Genomic DNA, 19,246 nt, shown 5'->3' with positions numbered 1-19,246 from the left:
TTATATTCCAATCTTTTCTACTGCCTTATCCCTAAGCATCAGAGCATCCACCGCCTGTTTCGGATCTTTGTTCTCAAAGAGTACGGCATTTACCTCATCCACTATAGGCATACAGATATTATATTTATTTGCAAGAGCCTTGGCTGCCTTGGCCGAATAAACGCCCTCAACCACCATGGCAACTTCCTTCATGGCCTCATCCATACTCATTCCCTGTCCCATAAGCATACCGGCTTTTCTGTTTCTGCTGTGCTTACTTGCACAGGTCACTATCAAATCTCCGATACCTGAAAGCCCGTAGAATGTCTCTATATTTGCACCCATTGCAATGCCCAGCCTGCTTATTTCCACTATTCCTCTGGTAATAAGTGCCGCTTTGGCATTATCTCCATATCCGAGTCCGTCAGATATACCTGCCGCCAGTGCTATGACATTCTTTAGCGAACCTCCAAGCTCTATTCCAAGCATATCTGTAGAAGTATAGACTCTGAACACCGGACTCATAAATGTTGACTGGATAAGTTTTGCGGTCTCCATATCCTTTGCACCTGCCACACATGTGGTAGGAAGAAGCCTTACAACCTCCTCGGCATGGCTAGGGCCTGAAAGTACCGCAACATTGGCATTCTTTATCTCATCCAAAATCTGCTCTGTAAGTATTTCAAGAGTATTTTCTTCAATACCCTTTGCAACATTTACAATGATTTGATCTTCTTTATAAAACGGTGCCATTTTCTTTGCTGTAGCTCTTGTGAAAATAGAAGGAACTGAAAGCACACAGATATCTGCATTCTCCATAGCTTTCTCTAAATTACCTTCAAACACTATCCCCTCATCAAAGATAATCCCGGGCAGATTTTTATGCGTACGTTTTTCTCTAAGTTCCTTTAATTCGCTCTCAATAGCTGACCACACCTTAACTTCATGACCGTTGTCAAATAAAAGTCTGGCAAGGGCCATACCCCAAGTACCTGAACCAATAACAGCTGTTTTCATTTTTCCACCTTTTTCCCTATTTTATTCTCAGTTCCGCCAAGTAGCCTCTTTATATTTGCTCTGTGCATAAATATAGAAAGAAGTCCTACAGCGGCTGTCAAAAGTCTAAACTCCATAGGAGATGCTCCCTCTCCGAATCCATAGCTGAATTTGACAAGGAAATGTGACATTCCTATCAAAATAATCATTACAAATATAGAGCCGAGTGAAACATATCTTGTAATTGCAACTGTAATTATAAATACTATCAGACATACAACGGCTATCCTGATATCCAGTGCCATTATTATGCCTGCCGTAGACGCCACACCCTTTCCGCCTTTAAAACCAAGATAGAAAGGAAAGTTATGCCCAAGTACCACACCAAGCCCGATATATAACATATAGATATAGCTTAAGCTTACATTATCTCTGAAGATAAACCTTACAACCAAACATGGTATCAGTGACTTACAAAAATCTCCCAAAAATACAACCAAGCCGGCTTTGGCTCCCAGCACTCTGAGTGTATTTGTCGCTCCGGCATTTCCCGAGCCGTAGTTTCTGATATCCATTTTATGTATTTTACCAAATATATATCCGGTTTCAATATTTCCTATAAAATATCCAATTATTAAAAGCAGAATCCTAAGCATTACTTGTTGTCCTCTTTTCTCTCTCTGATAATAAATCTGATAGATGTACCCTTAAATCCAAATGCCTCTCTTATCTTGTTTTCCAAATATCTTTGATATGAGAAATGCATAAGCTGCTTTATATTGACAAATATAACAAATGTAGGCGGCTTTACAGCTACCTGTGTAGCATAGAAAATCTTTAATCTCTTGCCCTTGTCTGAAGGCGGCTGCTGCATTACCGTAGCTTCGGAGATAATCTCGTTTAACACACCTGTCTGTATTCTGAGAGTCTGATTCTCTCTTACAATATCAATAAGCTCAAAGAGCTTTTGCAGTCTTTGACCGCTTAACGCCGATATAAAGATAAACTCCGCATATGGCATAAATGAAAGTATTCTCTTTATGTCATTGGTATATTCATAAATAGTCTTATTATTTTTTTCAATCAAATCCCACTTATTTACCGCAACTATTATGCCCTTGCCTCTGTCATGTGCAATACCTGCAATCTTTGCATCCTGTTCGGTAACACCTTCACTTGCATCAATAACAAGTACTACAACATCCGCTCTGTCTACAGCAGTTACAGTTCTGATTATTGAATATCTTTCAATATCCTCTTTTACCTTTGATTTTCTTCTAAGACCTGCCGTATCAATAAATACATATTCCTGCTTGTTATTTACAACTACAGTATCTATAGCATCTCTCGTTGTACCTGCAATATCGGATACTATTACTCTGTTTTGACCTGTAAGTCTGTTGATAATAGATGATTTACCTACATTCGGCTTTCCGACTATTGCAATTCTAGGTCTGTCATCATCTTCCTCATCTTCGGTGTCCTTATTTTTAAAGTGTGAAGCCACAGCCTCAAGCAAATCACCAATTCCAAGCCTTGACGCTGCAGATACAGGTATCGGGTCTCCGATACCTAAGTTGTAAAATTCGTACACATCATTTCCGAACTTAGCCATGGAGTCAACCTTGTTTACCGCAAGTACAACAGGTTTTCTTGACTTTCTTAGCATATCACAGACTTTGGAATCCGAATCCACAAGACCTTGGCGCACATCTGTAATAAATACAATCACATCCGCCGTCTCAATAGCTATCTCGGCCTGTTCTCTCATCTGTGAAAGTATAACATCACTGCTGTCAGGCTCGATTCCGCCTGTATCAATCAATGTAAAATTCATATTAAGCCATGTACAATCCGCATAAATCCTGTCTCTGGTTACTCCCGGGGTATCCTTAACTATGGAAATCGGCTCCCCTGCTATGGCGTTAAACAATGTAGACTTTCCTACATTCGGTCTACCTATGATGGCAACTACGGGTTTACTCATTTTTAACTCCTTTTTCATATGCCTTATAGGCATTTTCTTCTATATAATTATCAGATACTATGGCATTTACAAGGTCATAGCCTGACTGACCTACTATTACCGTCTTTGTGTCCAGCTCTCTTTCGATATCACTTCTTGTCAAATCGTCAAGCAATACTTCTTCACCGCTTCTGAACATATTTACAGATAACAAAAGTCTGTCACCAAGTTCTTTACCTTTCAGCTGATTTATGATATCAACTCCTGTCAAAAGCCCGGCCACTGTAATTCTCTCACCGAAAAAATCATTCCTTATAACATAGAGATTGATCTTTTTGCTTGGAAATTTTTCTTCTATCTCCTTTAAAAGTTCTTCCATAGAGTGCGCCGGCAATATGGCCGTGGCAATACTTATAACTTCTTCTTTTTTTATATCGGCTTTCGAAACTTTCAATGTCTCTACAGCATCTCTTACCTCTTCACTTAGAAGTCTTAACATACCTACACCGTTTTCAAGCTGTATATAGCCGTCATAAGTATCTTCAGATGGCATCTGCCTTCCTGCTATCAGATAAAACTCATCACTTGCCTGTGCAAAATGCATTCCGCACTTTTTTATCGCCTTTTGTTGGATTTCTTCTATTATATTGATAGTCTCTTTGGCCTTTTCCTTATCTACCAAGGTCAGTCTCGGTAAATCGTCTCTAAACTTTGTAATACCTACCGGCACTACGGATACGCTCTCCATTGTAGGGGCATATTTTAATAAATCATTAAGTGTACGCCTAAGCTCTTCACCGTCATTATACCCCGGACACATAACCACCTGCCCGTTCATAGGTACATTCTTCTCATAAAGCTTATCTATATACTTTAGAGACTCACCTGCAAAGCGGTTGTGAAGCATCTTTTTTCTAAGTTCTGGGTTTGTAGTATGTACGGATATATTTATAGGTGCCAGATTAAATCTTATTATTCTGTCTATATCCGCATCCTTCATATTTGTGAGTGTTACATAATTGCCCTGTAAAAATGATAATCTTGAGTCGTCATCCTTAAAATAAAGTGTCTCTCTCATTCCTTTCGGCATCTGATCTATAAAGCAAAAAATACAGTTGTTGGTACAGGACTTATAATCACTCATAAGTCCATCATCAAATTCAAGCCCTATATCTTCATAGTCATTTTCAATATCCAGCTCCCACTCTTCACCATTTGCCTTTTCAATCACCATGGTGAACTCTTCGGCATTTATATAATATCTATAATCTAATACATCTTTTATTTCATTGCCGTCGATAGATATAAGCTTATCTCCCGGCTCTATTTCCAGCTCCTCGGCTATAGATCCTTTGGCAATGCTTTTTATTATATGAAAATTCATTTTACTCCATTCATTTGTAAATAGCAAATAAAGTGCAACAATAATATACAATTTCTTATATCAATGACAATTCTAAGGTTTAAGCCACCTTGCCAAAACGGAAAAGAAAAAGCCACGAGATACGAGCTCGTGGCTTTTTCGCTGTAGCACTGTTACGACTACATATCTTAACTTCATTTGCCTCTTTCAGTCTAACATATTAAATTTTAGATTTCAACATCTTATTTTTTCATTTTCTGTAATCCTATAACATCTATTACATCATTAAAGATTTTTGTTTCTAAACCTCATATGACAACAAATTTTCTATTCCCACAATTTTTTTTGTAAAATTGCCTCTTTCCATATTTCTTGGAAGTACAGTTTCACATTTCATTTGAAAGTTTTTATCTCCCTTTCTTTCAACCTTTATCATACTTACTTCAATACCCATAGCCTCAAGCTTATGAACTACTGTTTCTACATCTTCTTTTCTGTCTCCAATTGAAAACATTACCTTTGCTCTTAACGGATCTTTTAGTATTTCGAGTTTTCTATGGAATAAGCACTGCATAAAAAGTATAAGGATTGTACCTTCAAAACCCAGTACATACATTCTTGCACCTATAGCCATACCAATGCCTACTGTCATCCATATTCCGGCAGCTGTTGTCATACCTCGAACAAGCCCTTGTTTGCTGATGAAAATCAATCCTCCTCCAAGTATGCCTATGCCTGATATAATTCCTGCTGCAACTCTGGATATATCCACACTTGCACCTTCAATCGAGATAACATCTAAAAAACCGTATTTTGATACAATCATCATAAGTGCAGATGCTACGGATACTATGAAATGTGTTCTTACTCCGGCAGACTTCATTCTACTCTGTCGTTCCACTCCTAAAGCTGTACCACAAAGTCCGGCACATATAAGCTGAAATAAAAAAATACTATCATTAATTACATATTTTTCCATTTAGCATCTCCTTATATTTATATACTATCGACACATTCAACTTTTTTGATGTTTCCCGTATATTGATCATATTCGATAATCTCTTTATAAGAATCTTGAATACAATCGCTGTTATTCCATAATAACTTAATCTGTCCGTTATCAGTGTCATTTTTTACGGTAATATTACCAATATACCTTTCATCACAATATACTTTTACACCGTCTTCCCTAATATAAGGGGCAATTTTATAGGTATTTCCACCTGGAGAAGTAAGCTCCATACCTCCATCTTCTACCAGTCTAAAAGCAATTACATCCGCACCGTACATATCAACCATCTTGCACCATTCTAGAGTCTGATACTTTCTGCATACTCCACTTATGCCGTCAATATAAGTTACATTTGACTCCATCTTTCCTTCTTTATCAATGTATATATGAGGTGCCTGTGAGCCACAAAAATATGGCCATCTGAATATCAAATGCCAATGCGGTGGATAATCAGGGTGTAACTCATTACAAGTTTCAAATCCAAGAAGCAATATATATCCGAGATGATTGTCATGCAAATATTTTCCTATACCCATATGCCTTAAGACTTCTCTTGCCGCAAATGTATAGTGAACCGAAGCATCGATTTGAGTTTGCGGATATGTATCTTTATCATATTTTCCCGCACACCTTCCAATATCGTTCTCTTCAACTCTAAGAGTAATGCCGTCTTCTCTTAAAATACTATGTGCATATAATGTTCTTGTCGGACCAAGAAGTCCACTAATTTCAATTTGAAATATATATTTGTTATTACTGTGATCAAATGCTATATATTTGCCTTCACATAATATATACTTTATTTCATATTCTTCACTGTCTTCTACGTATATAGAAATCAAGCAAGCATCCTTTAAGATAAAATGCTTTATATAAATTACAATTTCTCCATCTGTTTCATAATATAAACCGTTTTCTTTTGTAATCTCACATTCAAAATCTGCACTTATATTAATCTTCGGTATTCCAAATATACCTTTTTTACTTTTAATAAATCTTATTGCTGTATATCTATATTTACTTGATTTATAAGGAAAATCAGACATTTAAAGCCTCCCTCTGCATATTAAAGTTTTTTCTTTTTCAAATTTTCATAATCAGTCATAGCAGTTTCAAGTATTTCATCAATATCTAAATGCTCCATTATACCTTTTTTTATTGCCACACCTAGTAAATTCTGCAACTCTTTTAATCCAATATTATCTCCATCTACTATAGGATAGTAGTTGGTCTGAGCATTTTTAAAACATTTTTTTGCATAATCAAGCCATGGATAAGCATCATTTACTTCAGCATCATCATATGCCGTTTTTTTTGCAGACATACCGCCAAGTAATACAGTAGCTGTACCTATATCATCTCGACTAATCCATTTCAAAAAGTCTAAAGCAATATCCTTATTTTTTGAATATTTAGAAATACCAAGAACACTACCACCAAGCATAGGATTATCTCCGGGTACAATAGACCACCCTATTTTCCCTCTAATCTTTGAGTCGGGTCCGACAAATCCACTAACATGGTTTATCATATAAATACCCATTGCCGTATCACCTTCCGCAAACTCCTGAGCTGAATCTGTCCACCAATTGTGCTCTATTTTTGAGGAACAATTCCAAGAGTCTTTAGTTTCTCTTAATGCATCTCTTGCTGCCTCAGTATTTAAAAGAATATTTCCATTTTCATCAAATAATCTTTTTGAATGACTAAAATATCGCATCAAAAATTCAACACCGACAGTTCCGTGTTCTCCTGATGTAAAGCTACAACCATACTTAATCGGAGATTCATTGTTAAATTCATTTGTAAAAAAATACGCAATACGATTATACTCTTCAAAGGTCTTTGGAACCTCTAATGATTTCTTGTACATCTCATAATATAATCTTTTTAATCTTGTATCTTCAAACAAATCCTTTCTATAAAACAGTAATTGAATACTTGGTGTTCCCGGTAATGCATAAATATCACCATCAAGATAAGAATAATTTTTTAATGCATTAGGCAAAAAACCGTCTAAGCTGTTACCGATATTGGATTCTATATTTGTAAGTGGCTCAAATACCGATTTAGCTAAAACCGGAAACCAATCCTTATCCATACGAACTATATCATATGGAAGTTCCGCCCCTCGGTTTTTTACCAGTTTATACATACTTTCATAATCTGATTCTATTATTCGTATCTTTATTCCGGTATTAAATTCATACAAATTTACCACTGTCTTAAGTGCTCGTGTAGTAGGGCTTGCAATCGATAAAATATTCAATACATTTTCTTCATTTTTTGAATTTATTTTTGGCCAATCTGAAAACCCTTTTGATTCTATAATCAGTTCATTTCTATTTTCCCAGTTACGGTTTATTAGATATGAAGCGGCATCTATACCCATTTTTCTATAGTCTATTTCATATCTAATGATATCTCTTTCAGGAATAGTATATACAGGAGAAAGTGAAACGATATCTACCGGCCTATTTCTATAGAAGTTTTGATATACACTTTTTACTGTTTGAGCCAATGATATACTGTCAGTAACGACTGCATCAGGTTGCATATGAGTAAAAACTCTCACTACATTCTGATATTTGCACTGCTCAGTAGTAACTCTCTCATATACTTCTGAGATCTTATCTGATTTTACAATACTCTCTAAAAATGAATTACGAAAGTCCATTTTCCCTGAATATGTAAGAGGTCCTGTTAAAAGAGCGACTTTTTCATAATTGCCTTGCAATATTTTTTTTGCGATCTCTTTTCCGGCCTCTATATTATCATATCCGATAAACTTACAACTGTATGGCTGTTTATTAGATATAAAAACAACATCTTCATTTGAAAATCCTGCTTCATAGTAAGCCTCACTTCCATCTGATATGGATGTAAAAACAGCTACTCCCTCCGTCATTCTGGATTTTATTTTCTGAATCTGCTTCCTCTCATAATCATCATCGTCATTTGTAATGTATAAATCTACTGTATATTCTTTTCTTTCCGCATAATCTTTAAAACTGGAAAAAAAATCTATGTATGTTTTATCATATAAATTTGGAACTACAACTGCTAAAATCTTTGCAGTACCCTTTCTGAGGTTTTGAGCCTTTTCATTTATAACATAGCCCATATCCTCAACTGCTTTCATTACTCTACGTATTTTATCACTGCTTACATTATCTTTCCCGTTTAAAACATTTGAAACGGTTGCCTGCGATACTTTTGCCACCTTGGCTATATCTTTTATAGTTGCCATTTTCTATACTCCAATCTGATTTGTAAGTATTAATGGTTTATTCCTCTATCCTTTAAATACTTACAGCATTGATATGTCCAATCAGTTTGAATTATATCAAAGCCATGGTCAACTAACCACCCCCATCCTTTATCCGGATCATCAATCATTGAGACATCATCCGTATGCCCGGCTGAAAGAGGTACTTTATAACTGTATAATACTGCATTCCCCCATAAAGTCTTGCCCCTCTTCTTCATACTCTCTATATATTCAGGTTGTATCACAGGGGACTCTTCTGTTTTAAACACAAGTTCAGCACCGATATAATTTATATTCATTTTTTCAATTATTTCTGAAGCATTATCTTCTTCCATATATATCGGCATAAACATATAATCAGGTGCCACATCTTCAATTATCTTTAAAACACTTGGAATCGGGGCATGCTTAAGTAAAACCTGATCTTTCATGTTATGTCTTTCAACTGCTTTTATGACATCGGGTATACATTCCCCAATACGATCAAGATTTAAAATACAACGACCTTTAAAATGCTCTAATATGTCATCAAAAGAATTTATTCCCCATTGTGTAGGATTAAAATCAACATTGATAAGGCGAAGTTTTTTTATCTCTTCACTGTCCAGTTTTGTAAGATCAATGTTTTTATTAAGTTGATACGGTTCTTTACCTGTATGAAAAATAAATATTTTACCATCAGTACTTTTAAAAAGATCCATCTCTAAAATTGAAGCACCGCCTTTTAGAGCGATATCAAATGCAGGTATTGTATTACAAGGAATATTGGAACCTGCCGCTCCACGATGAGCAACAATCTGTACATTATCATTATTGTATAAATGAAGTGTATTTTTCATTCTAACTTACCTCCGGCATTCCAATTTATACTACTTTCGGAACACGAAATCCTGCTTTAACAATATCATCATCAATATCATCTCCTAAATGCATGCAATAAACACGTTGTCTTTCTTCATAAGGAATAATCTCACATAATTTCTTAAGAGAAAAATGTGATGTACTGTCTGTATCTAGGAATGTACATTCTTGATACATAGTCTTTATTTCTCCTGATAGAAAGGCATTTAAAATATCAGACGGAATATTACTTGTATCACCACTGTAGTATATCTTTTCTCCATTACATTCAAAAATAAATCCGCAACATAACATATCTGTAGCATGGCTTTCTCTCTTCACATAAATAGATAATCCGTTCGCTTCGCATTCTTTAAAATCTGTTGTGAAATTATATTTATCAGTGTGAACTCCACTTTGAGCCAATATATTTACAATGGTATCTTCCTCAGCTGCCAATAATACTTTTTTATCAAGTACATTTTTACAAAAAGAAAGAAAAGATCCCAGACTACCGATATGATCAGCATGAAGGTGTGTAAGCAGTACAACTATATTATCATAATCATATATTTCATTACGTGAAAACATAGCTTTAAAAGTACTCTCTCCACAGTCTATTAAGTATAGACAGTTATCATGCTCAAAAAATGCACAATTACTTCCCAGTACCGGATAATATGCCGCTCCTATTCCGGTGAATTTTAATTCCATTTTATCTCCTTATTTTACTATAATAAAATTTTTATATAAATCACCATAAGATTTCTCTATCTTGTACAGATGCACTCAAATCCTCATCACACCCCATATCCAACGGACTTGGCTTTATAAACTCTCCCGATTTTCCTTTAATATAAGCCCCTTTGCTATTTAATTCTACTACTGCATACAACGGGCTCTTATATGGAAATGTATACTGAAGATTTGGAAAAGCCGCTTCTATTTCATCTGAAAATCTATGTTTTGCAAACTTTGTACCGATCCAATGATTTGACATACTGTTTAGAGTATAGTAATACACTCCTTTATCACATTCCAATCTATCTACATGTATATGTCCGTTTATACAAAGTCTAACTTTTTTACCGCTTCTATTTGCCTTTATGAATAAATTTGAAAGTTCGTCAGCATTTTTTATGCCTCTGTGGCCTTCATTTAGAGGTTGATGTGAAAATATTATTATAGGCATATCAGATTCCAACAGTTCTTTTTCAATCCATTCCATTTGTTCCGAATCAATATATGGTAAATCTTCAGAATCAAAATAATCCCCATAATAATAATCTTTAAGTTCTCCGGTCTTTGTTTTAAAATTATTACCGTCAAGCACTAAGAATTTCCAACCTTTACATATGAAAGAGTAATATCTCTTATCCATTCCATAGAGCTTCATCGCCTGTTCCTTTGAGCAAAAATCGAACTCATGGTTTCCAAGTACATGATAATGTGGTTTGAAAAATTTATTAAATTTCTCCAACAGTTCAATTTTAGGTACATCAGCCGGTACTCTCATCGCATTTTTAAGATTTATAGGCATATTCTTTTCTGAACATAGGCATTTACTTGTATCCTCCGGGTAACAAAAATCTCCCAGTTGAATGATAAAGTCAACATCTTCTTTCTTCATTTGTTCTATGAATGTATCCAGTCGTATTCTTCCATCATGCATAATATCAAGATGTAAATCAGTAAAAATCCCAAATTTCACATTACTATAATGCATTTTGCCACCTCAATTATTATTAAATTAACCCTTAACACCACCTGACGTCACCCCTGCCACAATTTTATCGGAAAGGAATAGGTATATAATTACAGTTGGCATAAATACAATTACTACAGATGCAAACATTCCGGCCCAATCACCTGATTGCATCATTGATTGTACAGTCTGATAAAGACCTACACCTACAGGGCGAAGTTCAGATTTATTGGCAAAAATCAATGCCATAAAATATTCATTCCATCTGCTTATAAAGTTAAAAATTGTTACTGTCACAATTGCAGGTTGTGCCAATGGAAACATGATTCTCCAAAAGCATTGTATCGGACCACATCCGTCTATTGCCGCCGCTTCTTCATACACATCAGATATCCCCTGGAAAAATGCCATTAGAAAGAAAGTTGTGTATGGTACTGAAGTTGCCGTATATATAAAGATCAAAGTCAAATGTGTTCCACTCAATTTTAATGTACTGACAATTGAAAATAGCGGCATAACAATCATAATACCCGGGATTCCAAGTGCTGTAATAATACTCTTTTTAATCAAACCGTTAAATTTAAACTTAAATCTGGTAAGGCAGTATGCTGCAGGTGCACTCACTATAATAGTAAGGATACATGACGGTACTGTATAAATCACTGAATTTAAAAGATTCATCAATGCCTTATTTCTAAAGAAAGCTTTAGTATAATTTTCAAAATGTAATCCTGTAGATAATACATTTCCTGTAAAAACCTCTTTTGTTGATGACAGTGAAGCTGCAATAATCCAGCCAATCATAAATATTGTAAAAAAGGCCCAAATAACTCCAATAATGTAACTAGGTAATAAAGTAATTTCTTTTCTCCATCTGAAGTCGGACTTTCTTTTATTATTCTTCATCACTTCACCTCCTATATCTCATAGTTATCATCTTTAATTGCATGATTTAAAATCATTGACACAATAACTACGATAACTGTCATTAGCACTGCCGCAGCGGCAGCCATTCCTGCATTTACCGACTCTGAGGCTACTTCCGTTCCAAACAAAGTCTGATATGTAAATAGCATAGGTGTATATGTATTTACACCTGAGAAAACTTGTGATAAGGCAAAGAATCCCATAGTTCTTGTTGTCCATAACACTATCGCAGTTCTTAAAACACCTTTTGTCAAAGGAAAAATAATATGTCTAAAACGTTGAAATCCTGTAATTCCCTCTAATGATGCCGCTTCAAAGTAATCTTGCGGTATCTTTTCAATTCCTGCTATGAACATCATCATAAAGTATCCTACATTACCGAATACATTTGCAATACACATTGAGAAAAACATATGATCTGAATTTAGCCATTGATAATCTGCTAAAGCTTTTAATCCAAGTCTTGCAAACATAGTTGTAAGAAGTCCAAATCTGCTATTGTATACGTAAAGTAACCACATATAACCTACTGCAATAGCTGCAATTACATTTGGAAGGTAAACTATAGTTCTAAAAAACTTTTTGAATCGAATATCCTTTGTGAAAGCCAGTGCAAACAACATAGATAAAACCATTGTAGCAATACCGTTGTAAATCCATATTTTTAGAATATTTACCATGGATCTGACAAATAAAGGTGTTTTAAATAACTTAAAAAAATTTCCAAAACCGACAAATTTCCAGTCCACTAACGGAGTAGTTACACTCTTTACCTTAAACAAACTCATGGCAATAGTTCTTAATGTCGGATATAAAAATATAACTACCATAAGTACTACAGCCGGTAACATAAACGTAATAATTGATCTTTTCGTCTGTTTCATAAAATCCTCCTTATGAAAAAATGTAAAGGCAAAATGCCTTTACATTTTAGCAATGATTTTATCACTGATATATACTAGAACTTAGATGCCATTTCAACAAATTCTTCTGCGGTGATACTTCCACCCATCAGCTTTAAACAAGCATCTGCAATAATCTGCTTACTGTTACTATTTAGGATAAGCGCTGTCTGTGACGGATATCTGTTTGTATACTTTGACATAACTTGTTGTGCATCTTTTAAACTATCCGGCCATACACCGTCAACACTGACAGGAATAGCATTTGCCATATCTGAAAATTTCTGGTCAAACGCTGTAGTTACATAAACTCCAAAAGCTGCTGCCGCCTTAGCTTCTTCCTCTGTTGCATCCTTATTGATTGCAATACCATAGCTGCTGTAGCATCCTGATGTCTGATCATCAACTCCGCCTTCTACAGTTGGGAATGCAAAAGAACCCCATTTGAAATCATCCGGTGTTGACTCTTTTACTTCGTTAGGAAGCCATGTTCCATTGATGTACATTGCTATTTTTTCATTTATAACCATACTTTGCTGTGCATTCGGATATGTATTGGTTTCTATAACCGGATCAAAGTATCCCTTCTTTGCCATATCCTCAATAGCTTTAGCCGCCTCTAATACCTTCGGATTACTCCATGCTGACGGATCATTGCTCAATTTTGTGACCTCATCATTACCCATTAAGCGGCTCATATAATATCCAACCCAGCTTGTAGCATAATTGCTGTCTGTAGTAACCGGAGTATATCCTTTTGCTTTGATTTTTTCGCAAGCATCCATAAATTCTGTCCAGGTTTCAGGATATTTTGTTATCCCGCAATCATCAAATATGTTTTTATTGCAGAAAATCATAAATGCCTGCGGTGCGTAAGGAAAATATGAATACTTTCCATCAAAAAGCTTAGCAGACAATCCCGACATACTTGGCATAATTCTATCAACATACTTCTCTCCACCTGTTGATTCATATGACTCTTCAAAATAAGGTGTAAGATCCATTGTCATTTCAGACCACATAGACTTAATATTATCAGCATTAGCATCCATCATTGTAACCTTTGTTCCTGCCGATACTGCTGAGCCAACCAGGTTTCTGTTATCACGACCGTTAAATGTAAAATTAATTTTGACACCCGGATTAGCTTTCATAAATTCATCTGCTGCTTCCCTTAATGCATCTGCTTGAGCTTCAGTTTCACTCCAACTTGACCAATACTCAATGTCTGCGTTTAGTTTTGTATCACCACTTTCTGCCTTATCTGCACCTGATTCTGCAGACTTTGTAGTCTCCTCTGCAGGCTTAGATGATCCACCACCACAAGCTGCCAGTGACATTCCCATTGCTACCGATAATGCAGCTGCCAACAATTTTCTCATAATTTTCCTCCTATAAAATCAAGGTTCTCTTTTTAGTAATTTTATTATAACGTTTAAATTGAAACGTGTCAATATTTTTAACTTCTATGAAAGCTTTATATTATTCGCTTATGCGTCCTTAATAGGCTTAGTAATCTACAGCTATAAAACCAACACTTCTTTCGAATATAATGCAAATAAAAAAAGCCCCGGTTTGATGCTTTTAAATAGATTATCTTTTAAATAATCATAATTTTACTTAATATCTTATTTCTTAATTTCCTGTAACTTCCTATTCAAAAGTGCAAAGACCTTCTCACTATCCGCCTTATCAGGGCTGAAGAATGAAGACATTTCTTCTACAAGCATGCCACCCATTATTCCAAGCATACTCTTTTTAACCTTCATTATTCCAAACTGATTTACAATAGATACTAATATATCTCCTGCTTCATCATTTCTGAATACATCTTCCACTGTATCTTTTATGCTGAAGAATTCAGGGTTAAATTCAAGCTTTTCTGCTTCAAGACTCTCCTTGTCCATATCCTCAAACCGGTTCTTAACTCCTTCTGCTTCCTCTTCATCCGCAGGTCTTACATATCCGGCAAAAGGCTTCTCCTCTCTGATAAATGTGGTTCTGTCAGATATTTCTTCATCATCACTTATGCCTACCGCCTTTATATAATTTGCTCCCATATTAAGGCTTACATTCTCAAATACAAAAATCTTTCCACCTTTCTTTTCGCCAAGGTCAGTGCCGTTTACAAATAATCTTACCTTTTCCATATTTGAATAGATTTTTATATTTATCTTTTCATCACTTCTAATGGCAAATCTCTTACTTGCGATATGAACAAATTTCTCATCTGACCAATATGCCTTATATACATAGAAAGCGTCTTTCTTTATTTTTCTGTCTATTGTTACAAGACCTTTGTTGTTTCTACCCTTAACACCGCCTTCATCTCTCATATCACAGCCAAAGTCAAACATATTCCAAACATATGAGCCCCATATCTCAGGTCTTTCAGCAAGAAGCTTTGCCATATGCTCATGATACTCAGCCTGATACTCCTCTGTATAATCCTTACATTCAGGTGTATTTGAATGCCAACTTATAATACCATCACAACCATACTCTGAAAGTCCTACCGCTCTGTTTGGATGCATGGCTCTAAACTTATCAAACCATACTTCATTATCTGTATACTTTCCGCCATACCATCCAAAGTATAGATTGTATGCCAGTATATCTGTGATCTGATTGTGTTCTGAATCCATTGGAAGCATTGATACCTGAGCCATTGTTGTAAGTCTTGTTTTATCAATACTCTTTACAAGTTCATCAAGCTCTCTTAAATTATCTGCAAGTCCCGGAACATCTCCCGCAATCGTTATTTCGTTTGAAATTCCCCAAAAGCATATACTGCTATGATTGTAGTTTTGATAAATAAGCTCTTTCATCTGCTCCATAGCATTCTCATGTGCCTTCGGATCCTTATTCATTCTGGATATAAAAGGAATCTCCGCCCATACTATAAGTCCGTATCTGTCACAAAGCTCATAAAAATAATCATCCTGCTGATAATGAGCAAGTCTTACACTGTTTGCACCTACATCCGTTATCAAATCAAGATCGTCAAAATGATCAAGCTTTTCAAGTGCATTACCCTTGCCAAGTCTGTCCTGATGTCTGCTCACACCTCTTAAAGGAAAGCTCTTTCCGTTTAAGAAAAATCCCCTATCCGGATCTACATAGTACTCTCTGATACCGTGATTTAGCTCTACATTATCAAGTACTTCATTATGTCTTATAAGCTTTATGCTCAAACCATATAGAAACGGATCTTTCACACCGTTCCAAAGATGTACATTATCTATCTTAAGACTCAGTTTTGTTATATTCCTTGCAGGTGCAAAAACCGACCCGATATCTTCATAGCTGTCACCGTCTCTTACCTCGACCATAACCATATCTGATTCCAGTGGGTCTTTTACATAAGCGGTAATATCTATTATTGCATCCTCACCGTATATTTTTGATGTAACGGCTACTCCGCTGCCTGCATAATACTCTATATCAAATCTTGTCTTAGGTACTGAAATAAGGCTTACGTTTCTGTAGATACCTCCATAGAATGTAAAATCGGCCATTTGAGGGTATACATCGGAATGATTGGCATTATCAACTTCTACAGCAAGCATAACAGAATCTTTTTTCTCAAAAAATCTTGTAATATTAACTCTAAATCTTGAGTATCCGCCTCTATGCTCCTTCACGAACTCACCATCAATATATATTCTTGCTACCGAATTTACGCCTTCAAAATTTAAGATAAAATCACTCTCAGGTGATACAAAAGGTCTTATTAGCTTCTTTATATATACAGCTTTTCCTTTATAATAGTCATTTCCTCCGTTCTGTCCGTCAAAACTGTTATAGGTATGAGGAAGATTTATCATATCAAAGCTCTCATCTACAACTAATGTATCATTTACTTCAGTATTCTTTTTAAAAAGCCAACCGTCATTCAAATCATCAACTGTTCTCATATTTTCTCTCCTAAAAATATCCGTTTTGTTATACGGCTTCATTCTGTGACTTTTTCTTTATTTCAGCTATTTCAGCCTGGATGCTTTCCATCTTCTCCTTTGTTAAAGGATAGAATTTCATAGCAATAAGATTACAAACCAGTCCTATTATAAGAAGTCCGTACATACAAAACATTGCGACTGCTTTGATTGCCGGAGACATCGGTGTGTCCACAGTCGGAAGAGCATCCTTAAATCCTATAGCCGCACAGCAAAGTCCGACAATAGTGGCTCCAAGTGATGAAATAAGCTTATCTACAAATGAAAAAAGTGTTCCCATAAGACCCGGCACATACTTACCTGAGCGATATACCTCATAGTCAGCACAATCTGCAGTCATAGGTATTACTATATTTCCCGATACTCCTGTGAAGCCCTTCATAAGCAGGAATAATACAAGAAATACTATTGTAAATATGTTCCAACCTGTAAAGCCCTCTCCCGGGAATCTCAAAGTTGTAGGATCGAAAACATAAAATGATGCTATCGAAAGGATACATGTTATAAGTCCGCCTATAGAACCGAAGAGCATTGCCTTTCTCTGTCCGAGATATTTTGCAATATAACCTACACCGAAGAACAACATAAGTGCAGTAGGTATTGCGGTATAAGCGGCAACCTGACCGCCTGCTGCGGTATTTCCGCAAACTATTGAGTAAACCATAATTACAACAACCGCATTGGTCTGTGTGGTAATCGCAAGCTTATCTGTAGATGCGGATACCACAAGCATCTGTATTGCTCTGTTCTTTGATAAAACCTCCCAGTAATCTCTGAGCCTGATCTTTGTAGGTTTTCCAAGTCCGAAGAATTCGGTTCTGTCCTTTCCCGATATTGCAATTATTGCAATAATTGTAAATATACCTGATATAACTGCGGTTATAAGCCAAAACTCATGGTAAAATTCTTCTGTGAATTTTCCATACTTCGGTATAAGATTCTGGAATACCAAAACAGGTATCGCCGCAAAGAGTATGGTGTTGTAAATACCGTCAAATATTGTAAACATAGGTCTTTGCTTCGGATCGTTTGTAAGACAGGTCTGTGCCGACTTTGTAACAACACATTGGAAAGTATACCCTATGATATAAATCATATATAAAACAATAAATACCAAAAGTCTGCTTTTCTCAGGTACAATATGTGTTACATGAACTATCAAAAATGAAAATACCGCCAATATGATATTTCCTATCAGCATAAAAGGTCTGTTTTTTCCGAATTTGGAATCTGTCTTGTCAACCACATATCCTATAAAAGGATCTGTAACACCGTCCCAAATTCTCATGTTCATAATGATAGTGGAAGCCAATACAACTCCTACGCCTACGAATCCTACCAGATAATAACTGATAAAATTCATAAAAAATAGATACAAATTTGTAGCTGTGTTATTTAAGGCAAATCCGGCTATCTGCCATAACTTAGCTCTATGAACTCCGTTCTGATTCATAAATTACCTCCGTTCTTAGTTTACCAAGATATTATATTTACTTAATATTATCTTAAATTTACCTATTTAGGAAGTGAATCATTATCTTTAAAGTAGCATAATATTATGGTATCATTGTAGTATAGACGAGTTTTGAACTGCTATTGGAGAAAAACATGGATCATCAGGAATATAAAGACCGAGAAATACTTGAGATAAAAAATATTGAGGAAAGATATGAAATTGAAGAGAATTTTTTAAATATGCTCTCATCCGGTGACTATTCAAAGGCAATGAGTGCCTATAATGCTTTGTGTTCAATGAAACTGGACGGAAGAAATATGGATTCATATCAGGATGCCAAGTATCTGGCAATAGTTTTGGGAACACTGTGCAGAAAAACTTTGCAACACAGAAATAAAGTCCATCCGTACTATCTTGACAGTGTATCTAATGAGATGGCAATTGATATAAATAATACCAAACTCAAATCTTCATGTAACCAAAAACTATCTAAGTGCCGTCTTTAAAAAACAACTGGGTAAAACAGTTACGGAGTTCATACATGAAGTCAGGATGGATAAGGCTATATTTCTTTTGAATTCCACAAAACTTCCGATAAATGATATTTCCATAGTCTGCGGATATGATGACAGCAATTACTTTTGTCGGGTATTTAAAAGACGATACAAAATATCTCCAAGGCAGTACAGAAACAATTTATTTAACAAATAAAATTCACATATAATATTGCCAATTTTTAAATAAATTTCATATCTGAATCTAATTTTTAGACTTAAGAGATTAAAATCCATATTATTGACTTCACATTTTCCATAGTGTATAGTATCTTCGTAAGTAAATATTCGTGACGGTTCATCCGAACTGTCTATAATC

17 protein-coding genes are annotated in these 19,246 nt (G+C 35.4%); 2 read left to right on the top strand and 15 right to left on the bottom strand.

Features of this window, described 5'->3' with window-relative positions; translation table 11 throughout:
• From EHW90_RS05045 to EHW90_RS04975, 15 genes are all read right to left on the bottom strand, one after another.
• The gene (locus EHW90_RS05045) at positions 1-996 is read right to left on the bottom strand and encodes an NAD(P)H-dependent glycerol-3-phosphate dehydrogenase (protein ID WP_124951728.1); all 996 of its coding nucleotides are present in this window, start codon (positions 994-996) and stop codon (positions 1-3) included.
• Positions 993-1,631 (bottom strand): glycerol-3-phosphate 1-O-acyltransferase PlsY, encoded by a 639-nt coding sequence (gene plsY / locus EHW90_RS05040; protein WP_124951726.1) that lies wholly within the window; start codon positions 1,629-1,631, stop codon positions 993-995. Before plsY ends, EHW90_RS05045 begins: the two co-directional genes overlap by 4 nt.
• The gene (der, locus tag EHW90_RS05035; protein WP_124951724.1) at positions 1,631-2,962 is read right to left on the bottom strand and encodes a ribosome biogenesis GTPase Der; all 1,332 of its coding nucleotides are present in this window, start codon (positions 2,960-2,962) and stop codon (positions 1,631-1,633) included. The genes plsY and der overlap by 1 nt, the downstream gene beginning before the upstream one ends.
• Positions 2,955-4,325: a DUF512 domain-containing protein gene (locus tag EHW90_RS05030; RefSeq protein ID WP_124951722.1), complete on the bottom strand. Its 1,371-nt coding sequence runs from the start codon at positions 4,323-4,325 to the stop codon at positions 2,955-2,957. The genes der and EHW90_RS05030 overlap by 8 nt, the downstream gene beginning before the upstream one ends.
• Before the next feature lie 280 nt (positions 4,326-4,605).
• Complete coding sequence (locus tag EHW90_RS05025) at positions 4,606-5,283, bottom strand: MgtC/SapB family protein (RefSeq protein WP_124951720.1); 678 nt, start codon at positions 5,281-5,283, stop codon at positions 4,606-4,608.
• Positions 5,284-5,300: 17 nt separating this feature from the next.
• Positions 5,301-6,362: a hypothetical protein gene (locus EHW90_RS05020; protein ID WP_124951718.1), complete on the bottom strand. Its 1,062-nt coding sequence runs from the start codon at positions 6,360-6,362 to the stop codon at positions 5,301-5,303.
• A gap of 20 nt (positions 6,363-6,382) precedes the next feature.
• Complete coding sequence (locus EHW90_RS05015) at positions 6,383-8,566, bottom strand: extracellular solute-binding protein (RefSeq protein WP_124951716.1); 2,184 nt, start codon at positions 8,564-8,566, stop codon at positions 6,383-6,385.
• A 29-nt stretch (positions 8,567-8,595) separates the two neighbouring features.
• Positions 8,596-9,426 (bottom strand): glycerophosphodiester phosphodiesterase family protein, encoded by an 831-nt coding sequence (locus EHW90_RS05010; protein ID WP_124951714.1) that lies wholly within the window; start codon positions 9,424-9,426, stop codon positions 8,596-8,598.
• A gap of 25 nt (positions 9,427-9,451) precedes the next feature.
• Positions 9,452-10,141: an MBL fold metallo-hydrolase gene (locus EHW90_RS05005; protein WP_124951712.1), complete on the bottom strand. Its 690-nt coding sequence runs from the start codon at positions 10,139-10,141 to the stop codon at positions 9,452-9,454.
• 40 nt (positions 10,142-10,181) lie between these two features.
• Positions 10,182-11,153: a metallophosphoesterase family protein gene (locus EHW90_RS05000; RefSeq protein WP_124951710.1), complete on the bottom strand. Its 972-nt coding sequence runs from the start codon at positions 11,151-11,153 to the stop codon at positions 10,182-10,184.
• Positions 11,154-11,177: 24 nt separating this feature from the next.
• The gene (locus EHW90_RS04995) at positions 11,178-12,038 is read right to left on the bottom strand and encodes a carbohydrate ABC transporter permease (protein ID WP_124951708.1); all 861 of its coding nucleotides are present in this window, start codon (positions 12,036-12,038) and stop codon (positions 11,178-11,180) included.
• A gap of 11 nt (positions 12,039-12,049) precedes the next feature.
• Positions 12,050-12,943 carry a carbohydrate ABC transporter permease gene (locus EHW90_RS04990; RefSeq protein WP_124951706.1) on the bottom strand — a complete coding sequence of 298 codons (894 nt, stop codon included), beginning with the start codon at positions 12,941-12,943 and terminating at the stop codon, positions 12,050-12,052.
• A 74-nt stretch (positions 12,944-13,017) separates the two neighbouring features.
• Complete coding sequence (locus tag EHW90_RS04985) at positions 13,018-14,343, bottom strand: ABC transporter substrate-binding protein (RefSeq protein WP_124951704.1); 1,326 nt, start codon at positions 14,341-14,343, stop codon at positions 13,018-13,020.
• 246 nt (positions 14,344-14,589) lie between these two features.
• Positions 14,590-16,878: a glycoside hydrolase family 2 protein gene (locus EHW90_RS04980; RefSeq protein ID WP_243113917.1), complete on the bottom strand. Its 2,289-nt coding sequence runs from the start codon at positions 16,876-16,878 to the stop codon at positions 14,590-14,592.
• A 28-nt stretch (positions 16,879-16,906) separates the two neighbouring features.
• Entirely contained in the window at positions 16,907-18,370 is a 1,464-nt protein-coding gene (locus EHW90_RS04975; RefSeq protein WP_124951700.1) for an MFS transporter, read from the bottom strand.
• Between the two features lie 155 nt (positions 18,371-18,525).
• On the opposite strand from EHW90_RS04975, the gene EHW90_RS13455 reads away from it, so the two are divergent.
• Positions 18,526-18,879, top strand: coding sequence for a hypothetical protein (locus EHW90_RS13455; RefSeq protein WP_243113916.1), 354 nt, complete (start codon positions 18,526-18,528; stop codon positions 18,877-18,879).
• Positions 18,824-19,084: a helix-turn-helix domain-containing protein gene (locus EHW90_RS13785; RefSeq protein WP_314611121.1), complete on the top strand. Its 261-nt coding sequence runs from the start codon at positions 18,824-18,826 to the stop codon at positions 19,082-19,084. Before EHW90_RS13455 ends, EHW90_RS13785 begins: the two co-directional genes overlap by 56 nt.
• Positions 19,085-19,246: the final 162 nt, after the last annotated feature.

This window comes from Lachnoanaerobaculum orale, from assembly GCF_003862485.1.
GTDB classification, from domain to species: domain Bacteria; phylum Bacillota; class Clostridia; order Lachnospirales; family Lachnospiraceae; genus Lachnoanaerobaculum; species Lachnoanaerobaculum orale.
The sequence above is the reverse complement of the archived record's forward strand: the minus strand, read 5'-3'. Positions and strand labels throughout refer to the sequence as shown.